We start from the raw sequence: 26,885 nt of genomic DNA, 5'->3' as shown, positions 1-26,885 counted from the left end.
GTGCTCATGCGGCGGTCCGCCGCTCCCGGACCAGCCCGGCGAGATCGGTGAGGTCGTCGAGGCGCACGGTCTCCGCGCCCATCCGGCGGGCGAGGGAGCGGGCCAGGCCGAGGCGGACGTGCCCGCTCTCGCAGTCGACCACCACGCTCGCCACCCCGGTCAGCAGCCCGGCCGCGCGGTGCGACTCCTCGACGGTGCCGGAGGTGGCGCGGCCGTCGGTGACCAGGACCAGCAGCGGCCGCCGGGCCGGGTCGCGCAGGCGTTCGGTGCGCAGCACCTCGGCTGCGCGCAGGAGCCCGGCGGCCAGCGGGGTCCGCCCGCCGGTGGGCAGCTCGCGCAGCCGGGCGGCGCCGGCCTCGACGGAGGAGGTGGGCGGCAGGACGAGGTCGGCGCGAGCGCCGCGGAAGGTGATGAGGCCGACCTTGTCGCGGCGCTGGTAGGCGTCGAGCAGGAGGCTGAGCACGGCCGCCTTGACCGTTTGCATGCGCCGGCGTGCCGCCATGGACCCGCTGGCGTCGACGACGAGCAGCACCAGGTTGCCCTCACGGCCCTCCCGGACGGCCTCGCGCAGGTCGTCGCGGCGCAGCAGCAGGCCGGGGCCGGTCCTGCCGCGTTCCCCCTGGTACGGCGCCGCGGCGAGGACGGTCGCCGGCAGATGGACGGAGGCGGGACGGCCGTCGGGCACGCGGGCTCCGATGGTGCGGCCGAGGGGGGTCCGGGCCCGGGAGCGGCGGCCCGGGGCTCCGGCGCCGACTCCGGGGACGGTGAACAACCGGGTCCGGCGCAGCGGCCCGGCCTCGGCGATCCGCTCACCGTGTCCGTGCCCGGTCTCCGGATCCTGGGCCGGCGGGCGTCCGGCGGCGCAGTCGTGGCCCGCCGTCTCGGACGGGTCTCCGTCCCCGTCGGCCGGAGGCCCCACGGGACCGTGCTCCGCCGTCGCGGGCGGGTCGTCGTGCCCGCCTTCGGTCTCCGGGGAGACCGCGGCGTCGCCTCCGCCGGATGCCGGGGCGTCGTCTCCGGAGGAGGGGGCGCCGTCCGCCCCGGGCGACCGGCCGGTCTCCGGGCCGCCGTCCTCGGTGGGGCCCCCGGCACCGGGACCGCCCTCCGGGCCGTCGTCCTCCGGGTCGTCGGGCACCTGGGCGAGGAGGTCGTCGAGGCGGGACTCGTCCAGGCCGGGGGCGTCGAAGGGATCGCGGCGGCGGCGGTGCGGAAGGGCGAGCCTGGCGGCCTCGCGGACGTCCTCGGCGGTGACCCTGGTACGGCCCTGCCAGGCGGCGTGCGCGATGGCCGCGTTCGCGGTGACCAGATCGGCGCGGAGGCCGTCGACGTCGAATCCCGCGCAGACCGTGGCGATCCGCCGCAGCGCGGCGTCGGGCAGGACCACGTGGGGGACGCGGGCGCGAGCCTGGGCGATCCGGGCCGCCAGCGCCGCCTCCTGGACGGCCCAGTCCGCGGCGAAGGCGGCAGGGCCGGCCTCGAAGGCCAGGCGGCGCCGTACCACCTCGGCCCGTTCCGCCGGGTCCCGCGAGGCCCTGACCTCCACGGTGAGGCCGAACCGGTCGAGGAGCTGCGGGCGCAGCTCCCCCTCCTCGGGGTTCATCGTGCCCACCAGGAGGAACCGGGCGGCATGCCGTACCGAGACGCCCTCGCGCTCGACGTAGCAGGTGCCGAGCGCGGCGGCGTCCAGGAGCAGGTCGACGAGATGGTCGTGGAGGAGGTTGACCTCGTCGACGTAGAGGACGCCGCGGTGGGCCCCGGCGAGCAGCCCGGGCTCGAAGGCTTTCACTCCCTCGGTGAGGGCGCGTTCGATGTCGAGCGAACCGGCGAGGCGGTCCTCCGAGGCGCCGACGGGCAGCTCGACCAGGCGGGCGGGGCGCGGGCTCGCGCCCCCGGTCCCGTGCGGCCCGTCGGGGCACCCGGGATCGGGGGCGGCCGGGTCGCAGGAGAAGCGGCAGCCGCGCACGACCTCCACGGGAGGCAGCAGCGCCGCCAGCGCCCGCACGATCGTGGACTTGGCGGTGCCCTTCTCGCCCCGGACGAGCACGCCGCCGACGCGCGGGGAGACGGCGTTGAGGATCAGGGCGAGCTTGAGGTCGGCGAGCCCCACGACCGCGGTGAAGGGGTAGCGCGCGTCCCGCGCCGCCGAGGCCGTGACCGGGGCGGCCGTCGAGGTCGCTGCGGAGGTGTCGGGCACCGTCGGGGTCTCCTTGAAGTTCGTCATTCGGGGTAGCCGAGCCGCCAGCGGCCGCCGCGGCCGGTGAGCGTGACGCGGGCCAGCGGCGCGACGTCGACGCGCCAGAAGGACCGGGCGGGGGCGTCGAGGGCGTGGACGACGGCGGCGCGGATGACCGCGGGGTGGGTGACCGCGACGGCCCTGCCCGGTGCCGCTGCGGACAACCAGTCCGCCACCCGGCTGATGAGCCCGAGGAGCGGCTCCCCGCCGTGGGGTGCGGCGGCGGGATCGGCGAGCCAGGCGGCGAGCGCCTCAGGCTCGGCGGCCTCGACCTCGGCGAGCGTCATGCCGCGCCAGCGGCCGTAGTCGCAGTCGGCGAGCAGCGGATCGGGTTCTCCACCGGCCGGCAGGCCGAGAGCCGTCGCGGTCTGGACGCAGCGCCGCTCGGCGGCGCAGGCCACCCGGACGCCTCCGGACCGCGGCGCCAGGCCGCCCTGCCCGGCCTGTGCCTCCGGGTCCCGCCCCGCTTCCGCCGCCAGGCCGATGAGGGGGGCCAGGGCTGCGGCCCGGCGCAGGCCGCGCTCGTCGAGCGGCTCGTCGCCCGGGAAGGCGGCCCGCGCGATCGCCCGGGTCGAGGCGTGGCAGACCAGCGTCAGGCGGGCGACCCCGCCGGCCCCCGTCACGCCGCGGCGGACGCGGGCGGTGCCGGGGTCCGCTCGCGCGAGGCGAGAGCGAACAGCGTGCCGACACCGAGCCAGAACACCGCCTGGGTGCCCAGCGAGGCGATCCGGAAGTCCCACAGCAGGTCGGCGGGGAAGCCCGCGGGCACCTCGGCGATCTCCGGCAGCAGGATCCAGGCGGCTGCCACGGGCAGCAGCGTCACCGCGCCCGCGGCGGGCCAGCGCACCCGGGGGTCGGAGTCCGCGGCCAGGCGGTGGGTGGCGGCGCCCGCGGCGGCGGCGAGGATCCCGACGGCCACGGCGACCAGGTAGAGCACGGTGCGCTGGTCGATCGTATCGGGGTCGCCGACCGCGGGCGGGTTGGCGGGATATTTCAGGAAGGGGACGAGGACGACGGCGGCGAACGCGGCGGCCGCGAGGACGACCGCGAGCGCCGGTTCGGAGCGGGGTCCGGCCCGGCCGCGCACGGCCGCGTAGACGAGGGCGAACAGGCCGCCGATCGCCACGCCGTACAGTGCCAGGGCGAGGAAGAGCCCGAAGCGCTGCCCGCCCCTGCTGACGAGGGCGTCCTCGCCGTGGGAGTGGTCTGCGGGCTCGGCCGCCGGGTGGGGGTGGGCAGCGGTTCCGGCCGCCTCCTCCAGCGCGACGGCCCGCTCGATGTGCGGCTCGCCCACCGCGTAGGCGAAGACGGCCGCGAGCAGCCCGGCGAGCAGCCCGGCGAGCATGCCCCGGACCAGGAGTCTGGTGATCACGTGTGGCTCAGTGGCACGGCACGCCGAGCAGGTGGCGCCCGTCGTGCATGAGTTCGTGCAGGTAGTTCCCGGCCTGCGAGATCGCGCCCTGGTCGAAGGCGACCAGGTAGGCGACGAGCAGCAGCACCGGTACGGCGAGCAGCCAGCGGGTGAGCGAGGTCCACGGAATGGGCCGGGTCTGCGGAGCCGAGATCTGGCTCACGGCTACCTCCTTCAGGGATTGCGCGTCCCTCTCGTCGGTGGTGGCGGCCGAGTGACCTGGCTCCCGCCCCTGAGGGCTGGTTACAGTGGCGCGACCGCACCGGAATCTCACCGGATTTCCCTCGCGCCGCCACAAAACATCCGGAACGTATCCCGTGATCCTCTTCCCCGTCAATCCACCCCGCTCACCATAGGGGTGACAAAAACGACTTATGACATCAATTCCGACCTATCGGACTACAGCGGGGGTCCTGCCACGCCCGGCGGCTTCCGGAGGCCGGACGGCGGCGTCCCGCGCAAGCGCGGGCAGGCGGAACCCGGGGACCCGCGTGGGCCCCCGGGTTCCGCCTCGGCGGCTCGCTACTCGCCGGTGAGCGCGGTGACCAGCTCGGCGGCGGTGCGGCAGCGGTCGAACAGCTCTCCCACGTGGGCCTTGGTGCCGCGCAGCGGCTCCAAGGTCGGGACGCGCTGCAGGGACTCGCGGCCGGGGATGTCGAAGATGACCGAGTCCCAGGAGGCGGCGGCGACCGAGTCGCTGTACTGGCTCAGGCAGCGGCCGCGGAAGTAGGCGCGGGTGTCGCTGGGCGGGACCTCGACGGCGCGCTGCACCTCCTCCTCGCTGACCAGGCGCTGCATCCTGCCCCGGGCGACCAGGCGGTTGTAGAGGCCGCGGTCGGGGCGGATGTCGGAGTACTGGAGGTCGACGAGTTGCAGCCGGGGGTGCGACCAGGGGAGGCCGTCACGGTTGCGGTATCCCTCGAGGATCTCCAGCTTGGCCACCCAGTCGAGCTCCCCGGCCAGTTGCATGGGATCGTCGGCCAGGCGGGTGAGAACCGACTCCCAGCGGTCCAGGACGTCCTTGGTGGGCTCGTCGGCGCCGTTGCCGCTGCGGGTCTCGGCGTACTTCCTGGCCAGCTCGAGGTACTCCATCTGGAGCTGGAGCGCGGTGAGCCTGCGCCCGTCCCGCATGGGGATCTCGTATTTCAGCGTGGGGTCGTGGGAGACCGCGCGCAGCGCCTGGACCGGGTTCTCCACGGCGAGGTCGCGGGTGAAGTAGCCGTCCTCGATCATCGCCAGGATGAGGGCGGTGGAACCCAGCTTCAGGTAGGTGGAGATCTCCGACATGTTGGCGTCGCCGATGATGACGTGCAGCCGCCGGTACTTCTCCGGGTCGGCGTGGGGCTCGTCCCGGGTGTTGATGATCGGCCGCTTGAGCGTGGTCTCCAGGCCCACCTCGACCTCGAAGAAGTCGGCCCGCTGGCTGATCTGGAAACCCTCGCCGCGCGAGTCCTGGCCGATGCCGACCTTGCCTGCGCCGGTGACGATCTGCCGGGAGACGAAGAACGGCGTCAGGTATCTGACGATGTCGGCGAAGGGCGTGGCCCGCCGCATCAGATAGTTCTCGTGGCAGCCGTAGGAGGCGCCCTTGTTGTCGGTGTTGTTCTTGTAGAGCTGGATGGGGGCGTTGGACGGGATCGCCGAGGCGCGGACGGCGGCGTCGTGCATGACCCGCTCCCCCGCCTTGTCCCAGATCACCGCGGCCCGCGGGTTGGTGCACTCGGGCGTGGAGTACTCGGGATGGGCGTGGTCGACATAGAGCCGCGCACCGTTGGTGAGGATCACGTTGGCCAGGCCGAGGTCCTCGTCGGTGAGCTGGCTGGCGTCGGCCACCTCCCGGGCGAGGTCGAAACCCCGCGCGTCGCGCAACGGGTTCTCCTCCTCGAAGTCCCACCGCGCCCGCCGCGCCCGGGCCGCCGAGGCGGCCAGGTAGGCGTTCACGACCTGAGAGGAGGTCACCATCGCGTTGGCCCCCGGCTGTCCGGGCACGGAGATGCCGTATTCGGTCTCGATGCCCATCACTCGCCGTACCGTCATGCGCACCCTCTGTTCATCCGGGGCTATCTTGTCCGCCGTGTATATCCCCGAGCCTAGACCTTTCACTATGCCCTGTGGTCGGACAGTTATGGCACCGAAGCCTTTTCGCCCGGGGCGCGCGGCATCGGGGGGACGACGGCCCGGTCGGCGGCCCGGCGCCGCCGCCATGCCTTGACCAGTTCCTGGACCGGCCGTTCGGCGATCCGGTAGACCGCGTACGAGAACGCCGTCGCGGCCAGGACGGTGACGGCCGCGGTGAGCCAGGGCGGCAGCGTCTCCCGGAGCGCCGGGACGATCAGTACGGCCGCCGCGGTGTGGAACAGGTAGAGCGGGTAGGTGATCGCGCCGAGGACGATCAGACCGCGCCAGCGCAGCCATCCCAGCCAGCCGAGCGCCACCATGGCCATGAGCGCGTAGAAGGCGATCACCGTGGCGACGACGGCCCACGCCGGCACGGGCATGGCGGCGTAGCCGACCAGCTCGATCCGGCCGGCGACCCGGTCCAGAGCGGCGCTGACGGCCAGGCCGGCGCTGATCCCGGCCGCGCACCACAGCACCAGCCGGGGACCGTACCTGGTCATCAGGTAGAAGGCCATGCCGCCGACGAAGTAGGCCGCGTATTTGGGCATCACGAGCAGCTCCACCCAGTAGTCGTCGCTGCCCGCGAAGAACCCGGCCGCCAGCAGCCAGACGCCCATGAAGACCAGGCACCGGCCGAGCGTCACCCCGAAGACCACCAGTACGGAGATCAGGAGGTAGAACCGGAGCTCGACCCAGAGCGACCAGTACACACCGGTGGCGTCGTAGACGCCGAGCAGGCGCTGGAGCATGGTCAGGTTGACCGCGTACCCTCCCGCGTCCAGCTTGGGGTCCAGCGCCGTGGCCGAGGTGAGGCCGTACAGGGCCGCGGTGGCGCCGACGCTGACCCAGTAGGCCGGGTAGAGCCGGACCACGCGGGAGAGCGCGAAGGAGCCCAGGCCCCGGCCCCAGATGCTCATCAGGATGACGAAGCCACTGATCATGAAGAACAGCTCGACGCCGAGGATGCCGAGGCCGGACACCGTGGATATCGCCGGGAACAGCTCGGCGGGGGTCTCACCCCAGATCGAGCGGAAGGCGATGAAGTAGTGGAAGGCGAGCACCGCCAGCGCGGCGACGAAGCGCAGGAGGTCCAGCTCGGCGAGGCGACCGCCGCCCTCCCCGGCCGCTCCGCGGGATCGCGTACCGGTCAACGGGCAGCCCGCCCGAGATGTTCACGCACGCCCCTTGGACGGAGAGCCGATCAGTTGGGTTCCCTGTGACGCTGTTCCACTTTTGTGACGGATGTGAAAGTCCGCAGCCCTGGAGGGCGGAGCGGCGCGGCTCGGAAAACGGAGCGGCGCGGCTCCCCGATCGGGGAGCCGCGCCGCCCTGACGGCACCGCCGGCGGCGCAGAACGCCGCCCGAAGCGCGTTAGAGGTACTGGCCGGTGTTGGCCACGGTGTCGATGGAGCGACCGGCCTCGGCGCCCTGCTTTCCGGAGACGAGCGTGCGGATGTAGACGATCCGCTCGCCCTTCTTTCCGGAGATCCGGGCCCAGTCGTCCGGGTTGGTGGTGTTGGGCAGGTCCTCGTTCTCGGAGAACTCGTCCACGCAGGCGGTCAGCAGGTGGTTGATCCGCAGACCCTTCTGCCCGGTCTCGAGGAACTGCTTGATCGCCATCTTCTTGCCGCGGTCGACGATGTTCTGGATCATCGCTCCGGAGTTGAAGTCCTTGAAGTACAGGACCTCCTTGTCACCGTTGGCGTAGGTGACCTCCAGGAAACGGTTCTCCTCACTCTCGGTGTACATCCGCTCGACGACCCGCTGGATCATGCCCGCGATCGTGCCCTCCCGGTTGCCGCCGTGCTCGGCGAGGTCGTCGGGGTGGAGCGGGAGATCGGGGATGAGGTACTTCGAGAAGATGTCCTTGGCCGCTTCGGCGTCCGGCCGCTCGATCTTGATCTTGACGTCCAGGCGACCGGGCCGCAGGATCGCCGGGTCGATCATGTCCTCGCGGTTGGAGGCGCCGATCACGATCACGTTCTCCAGGCCCTCGACACCGTCGATCTCGCTCAGGAGCTGGGGAACGATCGTGTTCTCGACGTCGGAGGAGACGCCCGAGCCGCGGGTCCGGAAGATCGAGTCCATCTCGTCGAAGAACACGATCACCGGGGTGCCCTCGGAGGCCTTCTCACGAGCCCGCTGGAAGACCAGGCGGATGTGCCGCTCGGTCTCACCGACGTACTTGTTGAGAAGCTCGGGACCCTTGATGTTGAGGAAGAAGCTCTTGCCGGACTGGCCGGTCTTCTCCGCGACCTGCTTGGCCAGGGAGTTGGCGACCGCCTTGGCGATGAGCGTCTTGCCGCAGCCGGGCGGGCCGTACAGCAGCACGCCCTTGGGCGGGCGGAGCTTGTGCTCGCGGAAGAGGTCGGCGTGCAGGTAGGGAAGCTCGATCGCGTCCCTGATCTGCTCGATCTGCCGCATGAGCCCGCCGATCTCCTCGTAGGAGATGTCGGGCACCTCCTCCAGGACGAGCTCCTCGACCTCGGACTTGGGAATGCGTTCGTAGACGTAGCCCGAGCGCGGCTCCAGAAGCAGCGAGTCGCCGGCCCGGATCGGCTGGTCGCGCAGCGACTCGGCCAGCTTCACCACCCGCTCCTCGTCGGCGTGCGAGATCACCAGCGCGCGCTGGCCGTCCTCAAGGAGCTCCTTGAGCATCACGATCTCGCCGATCTCCTCGAAGCCGAGGGCCTCGACGACGTTGAGCGCCTCGTTGAGCATGACCTCCTGGCCACGCTTGAGCGCCTCGACGTCCACCGCCGGGCTGACGTTCACGCGGAGCTTGCGGCCCCCGGTGAAAACCTCCACCGTGCCGTCTTCTCTGGCCTCCAGGAAGACACCGAAGCCGGATGGCGGCTGCGCCAGCCGGTCGACCTCCTCCTTGAGGGCGACGATCTGGTCCCTGGCCTCCTTGAGGGTCGCCACCAGACGCTCGTTCTGTCCGGTGACGGCCGCGAGGTTCGCCTGGACCTTGTGGAGGCTCTCTTCGAGAACCCTGACCTGCCGGGGAGACTCCGTCAGCTTCCGACGCAGCGCGGTGATCTCCTCCTGCAGGAAGGAGACCTGTGTTGTGAGGTCGGCGACCTCCCGTTCGCGCTGCGCGGCTCGAGCCTCAGCGTCGTCGCGAGCTGCCACGCCGTCACCTCCTTCCCAGTCGAGACCGACTACTTAAGACCCTACCCATCTGAGGGCTGTCCGTTACCTGGCCGGGCAGTGTTCGTATGGCTACGTTAAGCGATCAATGATTAATCCCTTATGGTGCGTTTAGCGCTGAGAGCATGAGAACACGACGTTCCGTTCCCTGTATACCCCGACATATGGCGTGGCCGAATTGTCATGAGACGGGCATCACGGAGAGGTCGTGGAATCCTCCCCATATGCCCCCTTCGCCGGCCGCCTGCGCCGGGGTGGTGGGGTCACCCCGTCCGCCATGCGACGGGCGGTGACGAGGAACCCGGTGTGCCCGACCATCCGATGGTCGGGTCGTACGGCGAGCCCTTCGACATGCCAGTCGCGAACCAGGGTCTCCCACGCGTGGGGCTCGGTGAAACTCCCATGTTCGCGCAAAGTTTCCACCGTGCGGGAGAGCTGCGTCGTGGTGGCCACGTAGCAGCAGATCACGCCGCCGGGGGTGAGGGACTTGGCCGCCGCGTCCACGCACTCCCAGGGGGCGAGCATGTCCAGGATGATCCGGTCGACGTCGGTCTCGTCGAGCGCGTCGACGAAGTCGCCGACGACCAGTCGCCACTGGTCCATCGGCCCACCGTAGAACTTCTCCACGTTCTTGGTGGCGACCTCGGCGAAGTCCTGCCGCCGCTCGTAGGAGGTGACCTTCCCCTCCGGGCCGACGGCGCGCAGCAGATAGCAGGTCAGCGCACCGGAGCCGACCCCGGCCTCCACGACGCGCGCGCCCGGGAAGATGTCGGCCATGCCGACGATCTGGGCGGAGTCCTTCGGGTAGATGACGGCCGCGCCCCGCGGCATCGACAGCGTGTAGTCGGCCAGGAGGTGCCGGAACGCCAGATACTGGGTGCCGCCGGAGGAGCGCACCACCGAGCCCTCAGGCTGCCCGATCAGGTCGCTGTGCGGGATGAAGCCCTTGTGCGTGTGGAAGACCCCGTCCTCCTTCAGCGTCACCGTGTGGCGCTTGTTCTTGGGGTCGGTGAGCTGAACCTGATCCCCGGCCTGAAACGGCCCATGCCTGCGAAAACCCATGTCCGCAAGGGTATCGGCGCGCGAACGCCGCCCGGCCCGCTGCGCCGTCCCCCGCTACGGCGGAGCCCGCCGAAAAGAGGTCGCCTGTTTCCGCCCGTTCCTGGTACCAGTGGGGAATGTTCCCTCGAGAACCCGTTCCCGCCGGCCCCGTCCTCTTGCGCGGGCACGGCCCCGCCGATGCCGACGAGATCGCCCGCGCCTGCGCCGATCCCGGGATCGCCAGGTTCATCCCGGCCGTGCCGGCGCCGTACACCCGCGACGACGCGCTCTCCTACCTGAAGTCCGCCGGGCAGACGTGGGAGGCGGGAGGCGCCGAGTTCGCCGTCGCCGACCCCGGCACCGGCGCATGGCTGGGCAACATCGGGCTCAAGCCGCCCGGCGCGCGCGGCAACGCCGAGATCGGCTACCTGGTCGCGCCCTGGGCCCGGGGGCGCGGGGTGGCCACGGCCGCCACCCGGGCGCTGACCGCCTGGGCCTTCGCCCACGGGGTGCACCGCGTGGACCTGCTGGCCGCCGTGGAGAACCTGGCCAGCCAGAGGGTCGCGCTCGCCGCCGGGTTCCAGCGCGAGGGCGTGCGGCGCGGGGACGAGCCGCTGCGCGACGGCTCCCGGGGCGACCTGGTCTCCTTCGCCCGGCTGAGCACCGACTCCGGCGAACCGGTCCGGCCGTACCTGCCCTTCCTGCCCGGCGGCTCGCTCTCCGACGGGGTGGTGCGGCTGACGCCGCTGGGGCCCGCGGACGCCGCCGGCTACCACGCGCTGGAGAACCTCCCCGAGATCGTGAAGCACAGCGTCCCCCCGGAGGCTCCCGGCATGGCGGAGGCCGAGAAGTCCTGCCGCGAGGCGGGCATGCTGTGGCTGGAGGGCTCGCGGGCGGAGCTCGTGATCCGCGACGCGGGCACCGGCGCGTTCGCCGGGCACATCCAGCTCAGCAACGTCGTCCCGCCGCTGGGAGAGGCCATGACGGGCTACAGCCTGCTGCCGCAGTTCCGCGGCAGGGGTTTCGCCACCCGCGCGGTGGGCCTCCTGGTGGAGTGGGCCTTCACGCACACCTCCCTGGCCCGGATCGTCGCGGGCACCTCCCCGGAGAACATCGCCTCGCACCGGGTGCTGGAACGGGCGGGCTTCACCCGGGAGGCGCTCGTGCGCGGCCGGCTGCCGGGCTCCGGCGGCACCCGGCTCGACGACCTGCAGTGGTGCCGTCTGCGGCCCGCCGGCTGATCGCCGGCCCCGGGGCGCAGCCCCTTCCCTCACTCGGTCCGCCGTCCCACCGCCGGGCGCTCCGCCCCCCTTCCGTCCGGCGGCCGGCCATCCGGCTCACCAAACTCTTCCGTCACACGTGTCCCACATCCCGCATCCGGGCTGGCCAAGAGCGATTTGCGGGGTAATACTCCGAATCGCGCCACCCCGGCCCACCACTTCGGTGGGTGCACCCGGCTCGACGAAGAGAGGGAAAGGGATGAGCATCACCCATCAGATCGGTTTGGATCCCGGCGCCGTCCTGTGGTGCGACGGGCCTCAGGACTCCTTACGGGGCCTGATCGAGGTCTTCTCCGGACTCGACGCCGAGAGCATGATCGAACAGGTGGTCGCGGCGGCGGCGACGGTGTGCGCCACCGGTTACGCGGGGCTCGTCGAGGTCGATCCGGTGGAGGAGCGCGCGTCCCTGGTCCACCTGCACGCCCCGCCCGGCGACCCGCTGGCCGTACGGCGCTGGCTGCGCGACGGCACGGCGCTCAAGACCCTGGCCACCCGCCACCGCCCCGTCTCCCTCTCCAGGGACCCCGCCCTGGGCCATCCCGGCTTCCTGGCGGTCCCCGTGCCGCTGACCACCCGGGGAGGGGCCTCCCTGTGGGTGGCCGGACGCCCCTTCGACCACCGGGACGAGGACCTGCTCGTCCGGTTCGCCACCGCGGCCGGGCGGGCCCTGGAGGCGGCCCACGGGTTCGAGGCCGCCACCCGGATCCTCCGCTCGGTGCACGCCTTCACCCGCCCCGCTCCGGGGCCGGAGGATTCTTGATCAGTCGGCGCCGAACTTGGCCCTCAACCGGGCGAAGGCGGCGTCGGTGCCCTGCAGGGCCCGGTCGATGTCGGCGTCGGTGTGGGCGGCGGAGATGAACCAGTTGTGCCAGGGGTGGAGGTAGACGCCCTCCTCGAGGCAGGCGGAGGACCAGAACATGCCCTTCTCCAGGGTCGCGTCGCTCTCGAAGGAGAGCCACGGGATCTGGACCGGGCCGGTCTGGCTGATCACGAAGCCGTGCGCGGCGGCCTGGGCGGCCAGGCCCTCGCGCAGGCGGGTGCCCGCGCGTTCCATGAGGGCGACGCCGCCGATGGCGTGCAGGGTCTCGATGGTCGCCTTCGCCGCGGCCATCGGGGCCGCGTTGAACCAGAACGAGCCGGTGGAGTAGATCGTCTGGGCCGCGTCGCGCAGGGCGTCCGCACCGGTGACGGCGGCGATCGGGTGGCCGTTGGCCATCGCCTTGCTGAAGGCGTACAGGTCGGGGCGGACCCCCAGGGTCTCCCAGGAGCCGCCGAGGTCCAGCCGCCAGCCGCCGCGCACGTCGTCGATCACCAGGGCCGCGCCGAGCCGGTCGGCCAGGGCGCGCAGGCCCCGGGCGAACTCGGGCCTCGCGAGCTCCTGGTCCTCGAAGGAGTCGTGCTTGAAGGGCGTGACGATGATCGCGGCGATGTCCGGACCGCCGGCTCCCTCCGCCTGCGCGGCGGCGGCCTCGGCGCTGGCGAGGTCGTTGTAGGTGAACTCGATCAGGTCGGCCCGCTCGCTGGGCGTGGTGCCCGACGGGCTGGGTGTGCACCAGGGGTCGGCGCCGTGGTAGGAGCCGTGGGCCATGAGCACCTTGGTCCGGCCGGTGGCCGCACGGGCGACCATCAGAGCCTGGGTGGTGGCGTCGGTGCCGTTCTTGGAGAACATCACCCAGTCGGCCTGCGGGATGGTCTCCACCATGAGCTCGGCGAGCTCCACGTAGACCGGGCCGGGGCCGTTGAGGCAGTCGCCCTCGGCGAGCCGGGCCGCGACGGCGGCCTCCACCGCCGGGTGACGGTGGCCGAGCACGATGGGGCCCCACGAGCACATGAGGTCGACGTACTCCCGGCCGTCGGCGTCGAACTGGCGGCAGCCCTCGCCGCGGACGAAGAACTGGGGGTAGCCGGGACCGTGCAGGGCCGCGTTGAGGTGGCCGTACATGCCGCCGGGGACGACCCGGGCGGCTCGTTCACGGAGGTTCGCATCGGTGGACATCTCTCGGGACATCGCCTTTCGTGTCGTCGCCTGTCGGATGAGCGCGTCTGGCGCGCCGGGGCCGTACCGGAGCGGGCCGGGTCGGTACCGGATGAGGGCCGGATGAGGGCCGGATGAGGGCCGGATCAGAGCCGTGACAGGTCGAGGCCGTCCAGACCGGCGTCGGAACCGAGGCCCCCGGCGACGCGGGCGGCCACCGCGGTGCCGAGCGAGGCCGCGCCGAGGACGTCGCGCCCGGCGGCCAGGCCGGCGATGAACCCGGCGCAGTAGGCGTCGCCGCAGCCCGTGGTGTCGACCACCGGCACGTCGAGGGCCGGGATGCGGGCGATCCCGGAGGCGGTGGCGACCAGGCTGCCCTCGCCGCCCAGGGTGACCAGCACGCCCTTCGGCCCGTCGCCCAGCAGCTTGGCGGCGGCCTCCTCCGCGTCGGCGGCCCCGCTCATCATGAGCGCCTGCTCCTCGTTGGGCAGGAGGTAGTCGACGTGGCGCAGAAAGACGCGTGCTCCCTGCATCAGGTCAGGCATATTGGACAGTAGGTCCATTGTGACGACCGTCCCCGCGCCCCGAGCCTCGTCCAGCAGGGCGAGGAAACCGGGGTCGTGCAGGCCCCAGGTCACGTCCATGCCGCCCAGGTGCAGGATCTTCGCCCCCCTGATGCGGGCGGGATCCAGGTCGGCCGGGGACAGGCCGAGGTTGGCGCCGGGCACGTGGAAGGAGGGGCGCCCGCCGTCGGGCCGGATCGGCAGGATCGAGGCGGCGGTCTGCTCACCGGGCTTGCGGACGATCCCGCTCACGTCCACCCCGTGCCGCGCCATGACCATCAGGAGGAAGTCGCCCAGCTCGTCGTCGCCGACCGCTCCGGCCGAGGCGACGGCGACCCCCAGTTTCGCGAGGTCGACGGCGGTCCCCGCCGCCGCGCCCGCCGCGGTGATCCGGATCTGCTCCAGCAGCCGGGTGTCCTGCCCGTCGGGGATCGACTCCACCGGGCGGGCGAGCACGTCCACGATGTGCACCCCCAGGGTGACGACACTCATGACGAGCCCTCCTCATGTCCAAGGTCCTGAGCGGATAATAGACGGGCGACCGAATACCATGTCAACGAGCAAGCGGGAGGAGCGGGAAAGTGCCGAAGATCGTCAATCACCGGGAGCGCCGCGAGGAGGTCGTCGAGGCCGCCCGCCGCATCATCCTGCGCGAAGGCATCGAGGCGGCGACCACCAGGGCCATCGCCAAGGAGGCCGGCTACTCCAACGGAGTGCTCACCCACTACTTCGCCGACAAGGACGAGATCATGCTCTCGGCGCTGCGCTCCTCGCACCGCCGCATCGTGGAGCGGCTGCGCGCCAAGCTCGCCGGTCTCGCCGGTCTGGCGGCCCTGCGCGAGCTGCTTCTCGACAACCTGCCGCTGGACGACGAGCGCGCCCGGGAGAGCGGCCTGGAGGTCGGGTTCTGGGGCCGGAGCCTGACCAGCCCCGCCCTGCTGGAGGCCCAGCGGGCCGAGGCCGGCGAGCTGCGCTACCTGGTGCGCAGCCTGCTCGGCGCGGCGGCCGCCGACGGCGAGATCGCCACCGGCGAGGACCTCGACGACGTCGCCGAGCGGTTGCTCGCCCTGGTGGACGGGCTCAGCCTGCATCGGCTGCTCTACCCCGACCGCCTGGGCGCCGAGCGGGCGCAGCGGCTGCTGGAGGCCGAGCTGGACCGGCTCCGGCGCCCCGCCGGGCCCTGAGGCGCACGAGCGCCCTCAGGGCCCGGGGAACCGGCGGCGGACACCGGAGACGGGGGTCAGATCAGCGCGTAGATCCGGTCGGCCACACCCCTGGCCGTGGGCCGCTTGACCGCGTCCCCGATGCAGGACCGGACCAGATCCTCCAGCTCGGGGCCGAGCTCGCCACGGACCTCGGGCGGAGTGCTGTTGATCTTGCGCAGGGTCAGCAGCGGGTCGTGGACGGGCAGTTCCCCGTAGAGCCCCGTACCGCCCGCCGCCCAGTGGAGCGTCGCACCGAGCGACCACACGTCCGAGGCCGGGGTGGGCCTGTCTCCCTGCAGCACCGCCGGGTCGGTGAACTCCACCGATCCGAGCCCGCCCATCCCGGTCACCGTCGCGCCCGGCGCCAGCACCTGCGACAGGCCCAGGTCGGAGAGCTTGCCCCCGGTCTCGGTCAGCAGCACGTTGCCGGGGGTGATGTCGCGGTGCACGATGCCCTCCTCGTGCAGCGCCTGCGCGGCGTGCGCGGCGCAGGCGACGGCGCGCAGCGCCCCCTCCCGTGAGGGCGGCTCGGCCGGGCGGCTCAGCGAACCCGCGGGAAGATACTCCATCGAGTAGTAGAACACCCCGCCCTGCTGGCCCGCGTCATAGAGCGTCACCAGGTACGGCGAGCGCACGGCGGCGAACGCCTTCAGCTCGCGGGTGGCCCGCCGGAAGGCGTCGGCCCCGGTGCCGCCCAGGACCTTCACCGCGACGAACTCGGCGTCCACCGGCAGCCGGTCGGGCTTCCTGGCGAGATGGAACTCCCCGTGGTTGCCCTCCCCCAGCGACCGGATGAACTCGTAGTCGGCGATGCCCTCCACCGGCGCTCTCCCCTCCGTGTCTCAAACGACCCTCCCGACGACATCCCTCTCACGGTAACGTCGCCATGGTCATTGTCGGGGCTTTTCTTTGCTTACGGGAAGGTGCTCGCCATTGCTGCGCATGGACCTGCTCCTGCTCGATCTGGTGATCGTCTTGACCGCTGCGCGGCTCTTCGGGGCGGCGGCCAGGCGGCTCGGCCAGCCGCCGGTGGTCGGCGAGATCCTGGCGGGCATCCTGCTCGGACCCACCCTGCTCGGCCCGTTCCTGGGCGACGCCCTGTTCGGCCCGGAGATGAAACCCCCGCTGCAGGCACTGGCCAATGTCGGGCTGGTGCTGTTCATGTTCGTCGTCGGCCTGGAGCTGGACCAGAAACTGGTGCGGGGCAAGGGCCGGATCGCGGTGACCGTCGCCCTCGGCTCCACGGTGCTGCCCTTCGCGCTGGGCTGCGGGCTCGCGCTGGTCATCGCGGACGAGCACGTCGGCGGGGAGAAGACCCTGCCGTTCACCCTGTTCATGGGTGCGGCGATGGCCGCGACCGCCTTCCCCGTCCTGGCCCGCATCCTCACCGACCGGGGAATGCAGCGCATCACGCTCGGCGGCCTGTCGCTGGCCGCCGCCGCGGTGATCGACGTGCTCGCCTGGACCGTGCTGGCCGTGGTGGTGGCCATCGCCGGGGCCGGCGACGCCGAGGGGCAGTGGAAGGTCGCGCTGGCGCTGCCGTACGCCCTGGTGATGTTCCTGGTGGTCCGGCCGCTGCTGGCACGGCTGGTGCCCGCCCACGAGAAGGCCGGGCGGCTGACGCCGGCCCTGCTCTCGCTGGTGCTCATCGGCCTGATCGGCTCGGCCTGGGCCACCGAGTGGATGCACGTGCACTTCATCTTCGGCGCGTTCCTGTTCGGCGCGGTGATGCCCCGCGAGGGCGCCGAGCGGCTCAACCACGAGATCCTGGAGCGCCTGGAGCAGCTCGCCGTCCTGCTGCTGCTGCCGATGTTCTTCGTGGTGGCCGGGCTCAACGTCAACCTGCGGCAGCTGGACCTGTCGAGCCTCGGCACCCTGGCCGCGATCCTGGCGGTGGCGATCGGCGGCAAACTGCTGGGCTCCTACGCCGCGGCCCGGACGCAGGCAGTGCCCGAGCGGCAGTCCTGGGCGCTGGCCACCCTGCTGAACACCCGCGGGCTCACCGAGATCGTCATCCTCACCGTCGGCCTGCAGAAGGGCGTGCTCGACAACGAGCTGTACTCGCTGATGGTGGTGATGGCCCTGATCACCACCGGGATGACCGGCCCGCTGCTGCGCAGGATCTACCCCGACCGGCGGGTGGCCCGCGACATCGCCGAGGCCGAACGCGCCGCGCTGGGCACGACCGCCGCGCACCGGGTGCTGGCCGTCGTCCCCGCGCCGCCCGCCGAGCAGGGGGCCCTGGTGGGCCTGGCCGCCGACCTGGCCCGCGTCGCCTCCCCCTCCGAGGTGGCCCTCACCCACCTGCGCCCCTACCCGAGCGGCCGGTTGGAGGTCGGCACCGGCCTGTCGTCGGAGCTCGCCGAGATGGCCGGGACCCTCCAGGAGCTGGAGGAGCTCGCCGTCGTGGTCCGCGCCCGGGGCTCGGAGGCCCGGGTGGTGAGCCGGTTCGCCACCGACGTGGCCGCAGAGCTGTCCGAGGTGGTCGCCGGGGCCCGGCCCGACCTGCTGGTGCTGCCCGCGGACACACCCGGCCACGCGGAGATCCGGGCCGCCGCGGAGTGCCGGGTGGTGACCGTGCTCTCTCCCGGCGATCCCGGGGCCGCCGGCTCTGAGACGGGGCCTGTCGCGGTGCACGCCGGCCGGGGAGGCTCCGACGCCGCCGTCCACGTTGCGCTCGTGCTCGCCCTGCTGAGCGACCGGCCGCTCGTGCTCACCGGCGGCCGCGCCTCCGGACTGACCCGGCGGCTGGCCGGGTTGGGGGTGGCGGCCGTCGAGGGCGAGGTCCCGCCCGGTGCGCTCGTCGTGGCCCCCGACACCTCAGCCGCCCCGGCCGGCACGCACCTGCTGGTCCGCGCCGAACAGGATCCCGACCCGGTCGACTGGGCCGCCGCGGTCGCCGCCCTGCGCCCCGCGGCCGCGCCGGCGCCGCGCCCCTGACCGCGACCCGGCCGGCGGGGAGGGTCACGGCCCTCCCCGCCGGCTTTCTAGCCGTTGCGGTGCGACTCGTAGCGCATGGTGCGCGAGACGCCGATCCGCACGGTCGTGCCGGGCGCGACCGTGACCGGCTCGTTCGGCGGGATGTCGTAGAAGTTCGGGTCGCCCGGGGGCTGGATCTGGGTGCCGTTGACCGATCCCAGGTCGACCAGGTTGACGTCCCAGCCGTCCAGCGCGACCCGCAGGTGGCGGCGGGAGACCGAACCGTCGGGGCTGGTCACCTTGGCCGGGCGGACCGAGCCGTCGGCCACCTCCGGAGCCCGCTCCGGATCGCGGCCGAGCAGGTAGTCGGTGTCGAGGCGCAGCGTCATGCCGTCGTCCAGCAGGAGCACGCCCAGCGGCGGGCGCGGCCCCTTGTAGGGGACGAGCGTGCGCTGGACCAGCGCGATTCCGCAGACCGCGCAGTACGGCACCCGCGGGTCGTTGAAGTGGTCGTTCTTGCAGTCCACCCCGTAGACCAGGGGGCGCGACTCGGGCTCGGGCTGCGCCGGCAGGTCGGGCGCGGTCTGCGAGGGGCCGCCGGGACCGGGGGTCAGCAGCTCGTACTCGAACGATTCGTTGCGGAAGTCGACGGGGTCGCCGCCCATCCCGTTGGCGCGGGCGGTCTCGATGTCCTCGTGCCCCGCCATGACCGGGCCCGGGCCGGAGACCGCGCCCTGCGGCGGGATCTGCGGCATGGGCTCGGAGTGCCATCCCTGGGCGACGGGGGCCTGAGGCTCCATGGAGGGCGCCGAGTAGGGGTCGGCGGGGCCGAGCGGGTACGGCGGCGGTCCGGGCGGGGCCGTCTCCATCGGAGGCGGAGGCGCGGACCGCTCCATCGGGGGCGCGGACTGCTCCACGGGGGCCGGACGGGGGTCCACGGGCGGCGGTCCCCAGTCGGGAACCGGCGGAGGGCCGGGCACGGCGGCCTCCGCGGAAGGCATGGAGGACTCGGGCGCGGGCTGTGCGGCGCGCGCGGGAGGCTCGGGAGGGGCGGTCATCGGCTGCTGCGCGGGCCGCGGCGCCTCGCCCGCCTCGGACAGGTCGCACTGGACCCCGCCTCCGACGATCACTCCGCTGTCCAGCCGGGCGAGCCGCCGCGCCTCGCCCGCCTCGGGCAGGCGCAGCTCCACCCGGGTGACCGGGCCGGGCACCAGCCGGTCGGACCAGGTGAGGGCGTCGCGTCCGGCGAGCCGGACCTCCCCGCCGGAGCCGGTGACCGACGCGAACGCCGGGCCACTGACCAGCACGGCCACTCCCTCGGGCACGGGACCGGCGACGGCGCACGCCACCGGCTCGCCCATCATGGAGGCCAGCAGCTGGGCTACGCGCCGGGCCAGCGCCCGTCCGTCCCCGCCCGAGGCGGCGGTCTCCCGGACCGCCCCCAGCAGGTCCTCCGCCACGGCCTCGGCCGCGTCGCACACCAGCAGCAGCCCGCCCACATGGGCGACCAGCCCGTTGCCCGGAAGCGGACGCACCGCTCCGAAGCCCTGGTCGGTCACAGAACTCTCCCTCCCCGGAAACGCCACCGGATGAACGGCACCCTCATCGGACCGTTCGCCACCAGCCACATCGATACCCAGACGACCGTGAAGTGTGTCCAGAACGCAGCCGACGGGATCGGATCGATGAAGTCGACCGCACCGGACCGTAGCAAAAAGTACAGCAGAAGACCTTCGGGTACGAGCGTCAGCAAACCGAACATGGTCGGCCAGTCCTTCTCCCACCGGAACTGCATGAGGAAGTGGTAGAGAAGTTCCCAGGCGATGCCCAGGACTCCCACCGCCACCAGGACCAGCAGGCCGGTCGTGTAACGCTCGCCGAGCGGCCCGGTCACGCCGGGCACGATCGGCATGACCAGCAACGTGATGACCACGCCGACGGTCGCCAGCAGGAACAGGCGCGTCTGGATGCGCCCGATCAGGGTCGGAACCACGGAAACACCTCTTCCTCACACCGGCGAGTTGATGACCCACTTGAACCACTGCGCGGTCGAGCGCAGCGGTCCCATCTTCCGGACGAACTTACGCCTGGCCAGGTCGTCGGCGATCTCCTGGGCCGCGATCTGCAGGCCGAGGAAGGTGTCGACGCCGGGGAAGTAACCGCCGAGGGTGGCCGAGCCGGAGGCGTACAGGGCGCCGTCGCCGTTGGCGGTCCCCTTCACCTCGAAGTGGCGCTCCACCTCCAGCCGCCCGATCGGGTTGCGGAAGGCCCCGCCGTACTTGAGCAGGTCCGCGAAGACGCGGTGCTCGGCGATGTCGGCCTCCAGGCCCGTGCAGTCGATGATGTAGTCGGCCACCGGCTCGCGGACGATGCCGTCGCTGCTGCGCACGTAGCTGACCAGCCGGCCGTCGGGGGCGCGCTCCACCCGGTCCACCGTACCCTGCACGGCGTGGTAGTAGCCGCCTTCACGCCCGGCGCGCATCTGCTCCTGCCAGCGCCGCCGGTAGGGGGTGTTGGTCCCGCCCATCTCCTTGTACTTCTTCGCCCGGTCGGCGCCCTCCAGCTTGCGCATCTGGGCCTTGAGCTGGCCGCCCCACACGGACTTGGGGTAGTTGAAGCCCTGGTAGGCCCAGCCGTTGCCGCCCTTGCGCCGCGACCACAGGTTCGGTCCGTGGGAGCCGGTGACGAAGGTCCGGAAGATGTGGATGATCTGGGTCTTCAGACCGAGCCTCTCCCTGTCGTCGAACAGGCGCTGGAGCACCCGGGAGGCGACGATGCCGCCGCCCCGGATGACCACCGTGCCGGGCCGGGTCTTGAGGAACTCGTAGACCTGCTCGTGCGGCTCGTAGGCGTTGACCACGTGCTGGTAGTCGGAGTGTTTCGTGCGGAACTCCTGCAGGTCGGGCAGGAACTTCAGGCCCGGGTAGCCGACCGCGATGTGCACGAACCGCGAGCGGAAGACGATGCGCTTGGTGGGCGCGGCGCCCTCGGGCGGGGTGACCACGGTGAAGTAGCCGCCTCCGGATCGGCGGCGCACCATCCGGACCTGCCCCTTGACCAGCATGTCCCAGTAACCGATGCGCTTGGCCTCGCGCTCCAGGTTCTCGAAGACCGTCCCGGCGCGCGGCGTCCAGTAGTCGTTGAGGAGGGGCTCGGTGAGCAGCTGCCACAGGTAGGCCGGGTTCTTGTCCTTCCAGGCCTCCTCCAGCGCGTAGGAGGGGAACCCCCAGAGGTTGTCGGGGCGCGAGGAGGAGTCGGAGCGGATCCGCTCGCTCCGGGGGATCTGAGAGCACCTGGTGAGGAACTCGTAGGTCTGCCACGGGTGGTCGATATTGGACACGACCCGCATCTGCGAGGTCGGGACCCCGTAGATCCGCAGGTAGTCGAGGGTCACGAAGGAACCGATGCCCCCGCCCACGGTGAGGAAGGGGATGTCGTACATCGGGATTCCAGCGGACGCGACCATCTGATCCGTCCATTCCGGAGCGTCGAGCAACTCCGGCGTCAGGTCACCGGCCGGGGCCGGCGTGTGGGGGGGTACCAATTGATGCGTCCCTTAGCTCCGTGGCCAACCGGGTCAGTTGACCAGAACATTAGTGCCGGTGCGCGCCGAAAACGAGGGGACGAACAGGGCACTCTCCCCCGATCCCGATCTCCCGTCGTCCGCTGCCGTTTCCCCGCACCTGTTCAGACGCCCGGGGGACGCGCGAGGTTCGCTCAGACACCGGTGAACACACGGTTCACGTCCGAGGTGGCGAGCACGCCGAAGATCTCCCCGCCCCGCTCGACGAGGAGGTACTCTCCGGCGGGAGCGCCTCGCATGGCGTCGATCAGGGACTCTCCCGTCAGGTCGGCGGGCAGCACCAGTTCCGGCTGGAGGCTGCGCGCCAGCGAGCCGACCGTCACCCAGGGACGGCGGCTCTCCGGGGTGGCCTCCACGGCGACCTCGTTAACGATCCCGGTCGGGCGGCCCTCGTGGTCCACCACGACCATGGCCCCCGCCTGCGCCTCCGCCGCACGGCGCAGCGCCTCCGCCAGCGGCACGTCGGCGGTGACGGCGATGGCCCGGCGGGCGAGGGCGCGGGCGTTGACCTGCGGCAGGCGCGCCCGCATCCGGGCTCCGCGCAGGGCCTGGGTGGCGCCGAACCAGATGAAGGAGGCCAGCAGCACCGACCAGATGAGCATGCCCCAGCTCGGCTCCTGGCCGCTCATCAGCGACAGCACGATGGGCCAGGCGACCAGCAGGACGGCGAGGAACCGGCCCACCCAGGCCGCCGCGACCGTCCCGGAGCCGGAACTGCGGGTGACCTTCCACACCCCTGCCCGGAGCATGCGGCCCCCGTCGAGCGGAAGGCCGGGCAGCAAGTTGAAGATCCCGACGATCAGGTTGGCGAGCCAGAGCTGGAAGGTCAGCACGCCGAGGATGGTGTTGGGGTCAAGGAACTGCTCCAGGGCGTAGCCGGCGCCGCCGAGTCCCAGCGACAGCAACGGCCCGGCGAAGGCCACCATGAACTCCCGGCCCGGGGTCTCCGGCTCGCGCTCGATCTCAGAGACGCCGCCGAGCAGGTAGAGCGTGATGCGCCGGACCGGCAGGCCGTAGGCCTTGGCCACCACGCAGTGCGCCAGCTCGTGCAGCAGCACCGATGCGTACAGCAGCACCGCGAAGGCGAGCGCCACCACGTAGGACAGCTCGGTGCTCAGGTCGGGCAGCCGCGACAGCACCGCGGGCTGGAAGGTGAAGGTGATGAACGCCGCCACGATGAACCAGGTCGGCGAGACGTAGACCGGGATGCCGAACGGGCGCCCCATCCGCAGCCCCGGGTTGTCCTGGCGCGGGCTCTCGCTGCTCACCGCTGGCTCACCACTCCTCGGCTCACTTCCTCGGCTCATTCAGCCTTCCGGCCTCGATGCTACGCGCCTGCGGGCGCCCTGGCCGCACGGTGCCGCGACGCGGAAGGCGAACCATGCCGCGATGCGGGGCGCGAACTGTCACCGGGGTGACCTACAGTGCGGACATGTCGCTGACCGAGCCCACGATCATCGGAGCGCTGTCGCCGTCCCGCGCCGGTGACTTCATGACGTGCCCGCTGCTCTACCGGTTCCGGGTGATCGACCGGCTGCCCGAGCCGCCGTCGCCCGCGGCCGTGCGCGGCACGGTGGTCCACTCGGTGCTGGAACGCCTCTACGACCTGCCCGCCCCGGCCCGCACCGTCGCCGCGGCCCTGGACCTTCTGGAGCCCCAGTGGAACCGGCTCCTGGACCAGGAGCCCGCCTACGGCGAGATGTTCTCCGGCGAGGAGGAGCGGGCCGCGTGGCTGGACCAGGCCCGCGCCCTGCTGAAGCGCTACTTCGCGCTGGAGGACCCCAGCCGCCTGGAGCCCGCCGAGCGGGAGCTGTACGTCGAGGCGGTGCTCGACAGCGGCCTGGTCCTGCGGGGTTACATCGACCGGCTGGACGTCGCGCCCACCGGCGAGGTCCGCGTGGTCGACTACAAGACCGGCAGCGCGCCGGGGCCCGCCTTCGAGGCCAAGGCGCTGTTCCAGATGAAGTTCTACGCGCTGGTGCTGTGGCGGCTGCGCGGCTCGGTGCCCCGTCTGCTCCAGCTGATGTACCTGGGGGGCGCCGGCGAGATCCTCCGCTACTCCCCCGACGAGGCGGACCTGCGAGCCACCGAGCGCAAGGTGCAGGCCCTGTGGAAGGCGATCGAGCGGGCCCTGGACACCGGCGAGTGGGTGGCCAGGCCCAGCCGCCTGTGCGACTGGTGCAACTACAAGGAGCTGTGCCCGGAGTTCGGGGGCACTCCCCCTCCTGTGCCCGCACGGCAGCCGGGCGACACGGTGCGCAGCACCCGTGGCTCCCGCGGCGGCCCCGCGCCCAGGGCCGCCACCGACGAGATCTGAGCGCCGGGTCCGCCCCCGCGACCGGCCGGGCGCCTGGTCCGGAGTCATCCGCGGGGATGAGGGGGATATCCCCCTCCAGCAGGGTGGCCCGGGAGGCAGGACGCCTAAATTGATTGTGTGCGCAACACCCTGGCCGGCCGGCGGCCCTGGCTCCGTGACCGTCCCCTGATCCCGGACGCGATCCTCGCGGTGCTGCTGGCGGCCGCCTCGGTCCCCTTCGCCCGCACCGCCACCCCTCTCGGCGGCCCGCCCGTCCCGGTCGAGCCGAGCCTGCCGGCCCTGGTCCTGATCGTGACCGGCTGTCTGTCGACGGTGCTGCGCCACCGCCGTCCGTTCACGGCGCTGTTCCTCGTCACCTTCATCGAGGTGGTGCTGGCGGTCTTCTCCCAGGGAGGCTCCCTGCTCTGGCTCGCCTCGCTGGTGCTGGTCTACACGGTCGCCGCCGGCCGCGGCCTGGCACTCAGCCTGTGCGCGCTCGCGGTGAGCTTCACCGGCCGCCTCGTCACCGCGACGGCCCGGGGTGATCTCGGCGACTGGACCGCGCAGCTGCTCGTGGCCGTCCTCACCATGGTCTTCTGGCTGGTCGGCCGGAGTCTGCAGCTTCGCCGGGCCTACCTGTCGGAGCTGCGCGACCGCGCCGACCGGACGGCGCGCGCCAGGGAGGCCGACACCCGGGCGGCCAGGGCGGAGGAGCGCTCCCGCATCGCCCGCGAGCTGCACGACGTGGTCGCCCACCACGTGAGCGTCATGACCGTGCAGGCCGCCGCGGCACGCCGGGTGCTGCCGAGCAACCCGGACGGGGCCCGCGAGGCGCTGTCGGCGATCGAGGAGACCGGCCGGGCCGCGATGGCCGAGATGCGCAACATCGTGGGCGTGCTGCGGACCGACCCGGCCTCCCCCGCCGAACGGGGGCCGCAGCCGGGCGTGCAGGAGGTCCCCGCGCTGGTGGAGCAGATGTGCGAGGCGGGCCTGCGTACGGACCTGCGCGTGGAGAGGGCCGGGCACGACGGCGCCCAGGAGAGGTGCGACACCCTGGACGGGCTCCCGCCGCTGCCTCCGGGGATGGACCTGGCCGCCTACCGGCTGGTCCAGGAGGCGCTCACCAACAGCCTGCGGCACGCGGGAGCGGACGCGCGCGCCTGGGTGACCGTACGGCACGGGCCCGGCGAGCTGGTCGTCCACGTCGAGGACGACGGCCAGGGCCCTCGGGCCGCCCGGGCCGCCGGCGGGCGGGCCACGGCCGAGCGGATCGGGCACGGGCTGGTCGGAATTCGCGAGCGGGTCGCCCTCTATGGTGGAATCCTGAGGATCGGCCCGCGCCCCGGGGGCGGATTCGAGGTAAGAGCCCGCTTCCCGATCAAGGACTAGTGATGACGATCAGAGTGCTGCTGGTGGACGACCAGCCACTGCTGCGCACCGGTTTCCGCCTCATCCTGGAGGCCGAGCCCGACATCACGGTGGTCGGCGAGGCGGGGGACGGCAAGGCCGCCCAGGACCAGTCGCGGGCGCTGCTGCCCGACGTGGTGCTGATGGACATCCGGATGCCGGGCGTGGACGGCATCGAGGCGACCCGCCGGATCGTCCGCGAGGCCGTCGGCGGCGCCCACGTGCCCAAGGTGCTGGTGCTGACCACCTTCGACCTGGACGAGTACATCGTGGAGGCGCTCCGCGCCGGTGCCAGCGGCTTCCTGCTGAAGGACGTCCCCCCGGACGAGCTGGTGCAGGCCATCCGGGTGGTAGCCGCGGGCGACGCCATCGTCGCGCCGAGCGTCACCCGGCGGTTGCTGGACAGGTTCGGCTCCCGGCTCCCCTCCGCCCACCAGCAGTCCACCCCGGCCCGCCTGGACCGGCTCACCGACCGCGAGCTGGAGGTGTTGCGGCTGATCGCGCGCGGCATGTCCAACGCGGAGATCGCCGCCGAGCTGGTGGTGAGCGAGACGACGGTCAAGACCCACGTCGGCAACGTGCTGACCAAGCTGAGCCTGCGCGACCGCGTCCAGGCCGTCGTCCTCGCCTATGAGACCGGCCTGATCACTCCCGGCGCCATCCCCTAGCGACTCGGCGCCCTCACCGCCGCCCCGCGCTCCTCGGAGACGACTCGGCGCGGCGGTCTGGCCGGACGGGCCGGCGGATCTTCGCCGGCGCTCTCCAGCAGCCGTTCCACCAGCGGGTTCCGGTCGTTCACCCGCCAGGCGACGGCGGCCCGCGTGCGAGCGGCGCTGGACTCGATCCTGCGGAAGGCGACGCCTTCGAGGCGGATGCGCCGGATGCTCTCGGGGGCCAGCGAGACGCCCAGACCGGCTCCCACCAGCGCGCAGACGGTCTGCCACTCCACCGCGCGCTGCGCCACCCGGGGAGTGAAGCCCGCGGCGTGGCACAGGTCTGCGATCTGGTCGTGGAGCCCGGGTCCGACCGCGCGGGGCAGGAGCACGAAGGGCTCCCCGGCCAGCTTCGCGACGCGGACGGAGCGCTGGGCCGCCAGCGGATGCGCGGATGGCAGGACGGCCACGAAACCCTCGGTCAGCACGGTTCTGAAGCCCAGACCGGGTTCGTCGGACGGCGGTTCCCGCAGGAGGCCGACGTCGATGGTCCTCTCGTGCAGGGCGGCGATCTGAGGCGCGGTGGTCATCTCGTGGATGTCCAGGCGCACACCGGGGAATCGCTCCCGGTAGGTGCGCAGCAGGCCCGGCAGGACCGTGAGGGCCAGTGAGGCGGCGAAGCCCAGCCGGATCCGGCCCGTCTGCCCGCTGGCGGCCGCCCGTGCCGCCGCCAGGCCGCCGGCCAGCTCCGTGATCGCCCGCCGGGCGGCGGGCAGCAGCTCCCGGCCCGCCGGGGTGAGGGTGACCCGTCCCGGCCCCCGCTGGAACAGGGGGTGGCCGATCTTGTTCTCCAGGCGGCGGATCTGCTGGCTCAGCGGCGGCTGGGCGATGCCCAGGCGCCCGGCCGCGTGGCCGAAGTGGAGCTCCTCGGCGAGCACGACGAACGCGTGCAGTTGCGGGAGGGGCAGTTCGGGGCGTTCCATACCTCTAGAGATATCAGCCCATGGCAATTGCTGTATTGGACGTATAACCGCTGATCACTTAGCGT

23 protein-coding genes and 1 riboswitch are annotated in these 26,885 nt (G+C 72.4%); of the genes, 7 read left to right on the top strand and 16 right to left on the bottom strand.

Annotated elements, in window-relative coordinates; all coding sequences use genetic code 11:
• Positions 1-4 precede the first annotated feature (4 nt).
• The 8 genes from HS041_RS35645 to HS041_RS35610 form a co-directional block, all read right to left on the bottom strand.
• Entirely contained in the window at positions 5-2,221 is a 2,217-nt protein-coding gene (locus HS041_RS35645; protein WP_196445293.1) for a magnesium chelatase subunit D family protein, read from the bottom strand.
• Positions 2,218-2,856: a histidine phosphatase family protein gene (locus HS041_RS35640; protein ID WP_196445292.1), complete on the bottom strand. Its 639-nt coding sequence runs from the start codon at positions 2,854-2,856 to the stop codon at positions 2,218-2,220. Before HS041_RS35640 ends, HS041_RS35645 begins: the two co-directional genes overlap by 4 nt.
• On the bottom strand, positions 2,853-3,605 hold the full coding sequence (locus tag HS041_RS35635) for a CbtA family protein (protein WP_196445291.1): 753 nt from the start codon (positions 3,603-3,605) through the stop codon (positions 2,853-2,855). The genes HS041_RS35640 and HS041_RS35635 overlap by 4 nt, the downstream gene beginning before the upstream one ends.
• A gap of 7 nt (positions 3,606-3,612) precedes the next feature.
• Entirely contained in the window at positions 3,613-3,807 is a 195-nt protein-coding gene (locus tag HS041_RS35630) for a CbtB domain-containing protein (protein ID WP_196445290.1), read from the bottom strand.
• A gap of 40 nt (positions 3,808-3,847) precedes the next feature.
• A riboswitch (adenosylcobalamin (AdoCbl) riboswitch) is annotated at positions 3,848-3,940 on the bottom strand.
• Positions 3,941-4,166: 226 nt separating this feature from the next.
• On the bottom strand, positions 4,167-5,681 hold the full coding sequence (gene dop, locus HS041_RS35625) for a depupylase/deamidase Dop (RefSeq protein ID WP_196445289.1): 1,515 nt from the start codon (positions 5,679-5,681) through the stop codon (positions 4,167-4,169).
• 86 nt (positions 5,682-5,767) lie between these two features.
• Positions 5,768-6,913: an acyltransferase family protein gene (locus HS041_RS35620; protein WP_196445288.1), complete on the bottom strand. Its 1,146-nt coding sequence runs from the start codon at positions 6,911-6,913 to the stop codon at positions 5,768-5,770.
• Between the two features lie 220 nt (positions 6,914-7,133).
• Positions 7,134-8,897 (bottom strand): proteasome ATPase, encoded by a 1,764-nt coding sequence (arc, locus tag HS041_RS35615; protein WP_196445287.1) that lies wholly within the window; start codon positions 8,895-8,897, stop codon positions 7,134-7,136.
• A 213-nt stretch (positions 8,898-9,110) separates the two neighbouring features.
• Positions 9,111-9,977, bottom strand: coding sequence for a tRNA (adenine-N1)-methyltransferase (locus HS041_RS35610; RefSeq protein WP_196445286.1), 867 nt, complete (start codon positions 9,975-9,977; stop codon positions 9,111-9,113).
• A gap of 116 nt (positions 9,978-10,093) precedes the next feature.
• Between HS041_RS35610 and HS041_RS35605 the strand changes: the two genes are divergently transcribed.
• Positions 10,094-11,197 carry a GNAT family N-acetyltransferase gene (locus HS041_RS35605; RefSeq protein WP_196445285.1) on the top strand — a complete coding sequence of 368 codons (1,104 nt, stop codon included), beginning with the start codon at positions 10,094-10,096 and terminating at the stop codon, positions 11,195-11,197.
• Between the two features lie 238 nt (positions 11,198-11,435).
• On the top strand, positions 11,436-11,996 hold the full coding sequence (locus HS041_RS35600; protein WP_196445284.1) for a hypothetical protein: 561 nt from the start codon (positions 11,436-11,438) through the stop codon (positions 11,994-11,996).
• Here HS041_RS35600 and HS041_RS35595 read toward each other — a convergent pair whose 3' ends face one another.
• Positions 11,997-13,232: an aminotransferase class III-fold pyridoxal phosphate-dependent enzyme gene (locus HS041_RS35595; RefSeq protein WP_196445283.1), complete on the bottom strand. Its 1,236-nt coding sequence runs from the start codon at positions 13,230-13,232 to the stop codon at positions 11,997-11,999. It lies immediately after the preceding gene.
• A gap of 125 nt (positions 13,233-13,357) precedes the next feature.
• Positions 13,358-14,266, bottom strand: coding sequence for a carbohydrate kinase family protein (locus HS041_RS35590; protein WP_196445282.1), 909 nt, complete (start codon positions 14,264-14,266; stop codon positions 13,358-13,360).
• An 89-nt stretch (positions 14,267-14,355) separates the two neighbouring features.
• On the opposite strand from HS041_RS35590, the gene HS041_RS35585 reads away from it, so the two are divergent.
• Complete coding sequence (locus tag HS041_RS35585; RefSeq protein WP_196445281.1) at positions 14,356-14,958, top strand: TetR/AcrR family transcriptional regulator; 603 nt, start codon at positions 14,356-14,358, stop codon at positions 14,956-14,958.
• A 56-nt stretch (positions 14,959-15,014) separates the two neighbouring features.
• Here HS041_RS35585 and HS041_RS35580 read toward each other — a convergent pair whose 3' ends face one another.
• Positions 15,015-15,800, bottom strand: coding sequence for a serine/threonine-protein kinase (locus tag HS041_RS35580; RefSeq protein ID WP_196445280.1), 786 nt, complete (start codon positions 15,798-15,800; stop codon positions 15,015-15,017).
• Between the two features lie 121 nt (positions 15,801-15,921).
• Between HS041_RS35580 and HS041_RS35575 the strand changes: the two genes are divergently transcribed.
• Positions 15,922-17,919: a cation:proton antiporter gene (locus HS041_RS35575; RefSeq protein WP_230880309.1), complete on the top strand. Its 1,998-nt coding sequence runs from the start codon at positions 15,922-15,924 to the stop codon at positions 17,917-17,919.
• 47 nt (positions 17,920-17,966) lie between these two features.
• Here the strand turns inward: HS041_RS35575 and HS041_RS35570 are convergent, their stop codons facing one another.
• From HS041_RS35570 to HS041_RS35555, 4 genes are all read right to left on the bottom strand, one after another.
• On the bottom strand, positions 17,967-19,457 hold the full coding sequence (locus HS041_RS35570) for an FHA domain-containing protein (RefSeq protein WP_196445278.1): 1,491 nt from the start codon (positions 19,455-19,457) through the stop codon (positions 17,967-17,969).
• Entirely contained in the window at positions 19,454-19,891 is a 438-nt protein-coding gene (locus HS041_RS35565; protein ID WP_196445277.1) for a hypothetical protein, read from the bottom strand. Before HS041_RS35565 ends, HS041_RS35570 begins: the two co-directional genes overlap by 4 nt.
• A 15-nt stretch (positions 19,892-19,906) precedes the next feature.
• Complete coding sequence (locus HS041_RS35560; protein ID WP_230880255.1) at positions 19,907-21,340, bottom strand: hypothetical protein; 1,434 nt, start codon at positions 21,338-21,340, stop codon at positions 19,907-19,909.
• A 275-nt stretch (positions 21,341-21,615) separates the two neighbouring features.
• Complete coding sequence (locus HS041_RS35555) at positions 21,616-22,707, bottom strand: site-2 protease family protein (RefSeq protein WP_196445488.1); 1,092 nt, start codon at positions 22,705-22,707, stop codon at positions 21,616-21,618.
• A gap of 206 nt (positions 22,708-22,913) precedes the next feature.
• Here HS041_RS35555 and HS041_RS35550 point away from each other — a divergent pair, with 206 nt between their 5' ends.
• From HS041_RS35550 to HS041_RS35540, 3 genes are all read left to right on the top strand, one after another.
• A complete protein-coding gene (locus HS041_RS35550) occupies positions 22,914-23,798 on the top strand; it encodes a RecB family exonuclease (protein ID WP_196445275.1) in 885 nt (294 codons plus the stop codon).
• A gap of 117 nt (positions 23,799-23,915) precedes the next feature.
• Positions 23,916-25,166, top strand: a complete 1,251-nt coding sequence (locus HS041_RS35545) for a sensor histidine kinase (protein ID WP_196445274.1) — start codon at positions 23,916-23,918, stop codon at positions 25,164-25,166.
• Positions 25,167-25,168: 2 nt separating this feature from the next.
• Entirely contained in the window at positions 25,169-25,852 is a 684-nt protein-coding gene (locus HS041_RS35540) for a response regulator (RefSeq protein WP_196445273.1), read from the top strand.
• Here the strand turns inward: HS041_RS35540 and HS041_RS35535 are convergent.
• Positions 25,849-26,820: a LysR family transcriptional regulator gene (locus HS041_RS35535; RefSeq protein ID WP_196445272.1), complete on the bottom strand. Its 972-nt coding sequence runs from the start codon at positions 26,818-26,820 to the stop codon at positions 25,849-25,851. The two genes, HS041_RS35540 and HS041_RS35535, sit on opposite strands and share 4 nt — an antisense overlap.
• Positions 26,821-26,885: the final 65 nt, after the last annotated feature.

Origin of the sequence: Planomonospora sp. ID67723 (assembly GCF_015711605.1) — a bacterium.
Classification (GTDB): domain Bacteria; phylum Actinomycetota; class Actinomycetes; order Streptosporangiales; family Streptosporangiaceae; genus Planomonospora_A.
The sequence above is the reverse complement of the archived record's forward strand: the minus strand, read 5'-3'. Positions and strand labels throughout refer to the sequence as shown.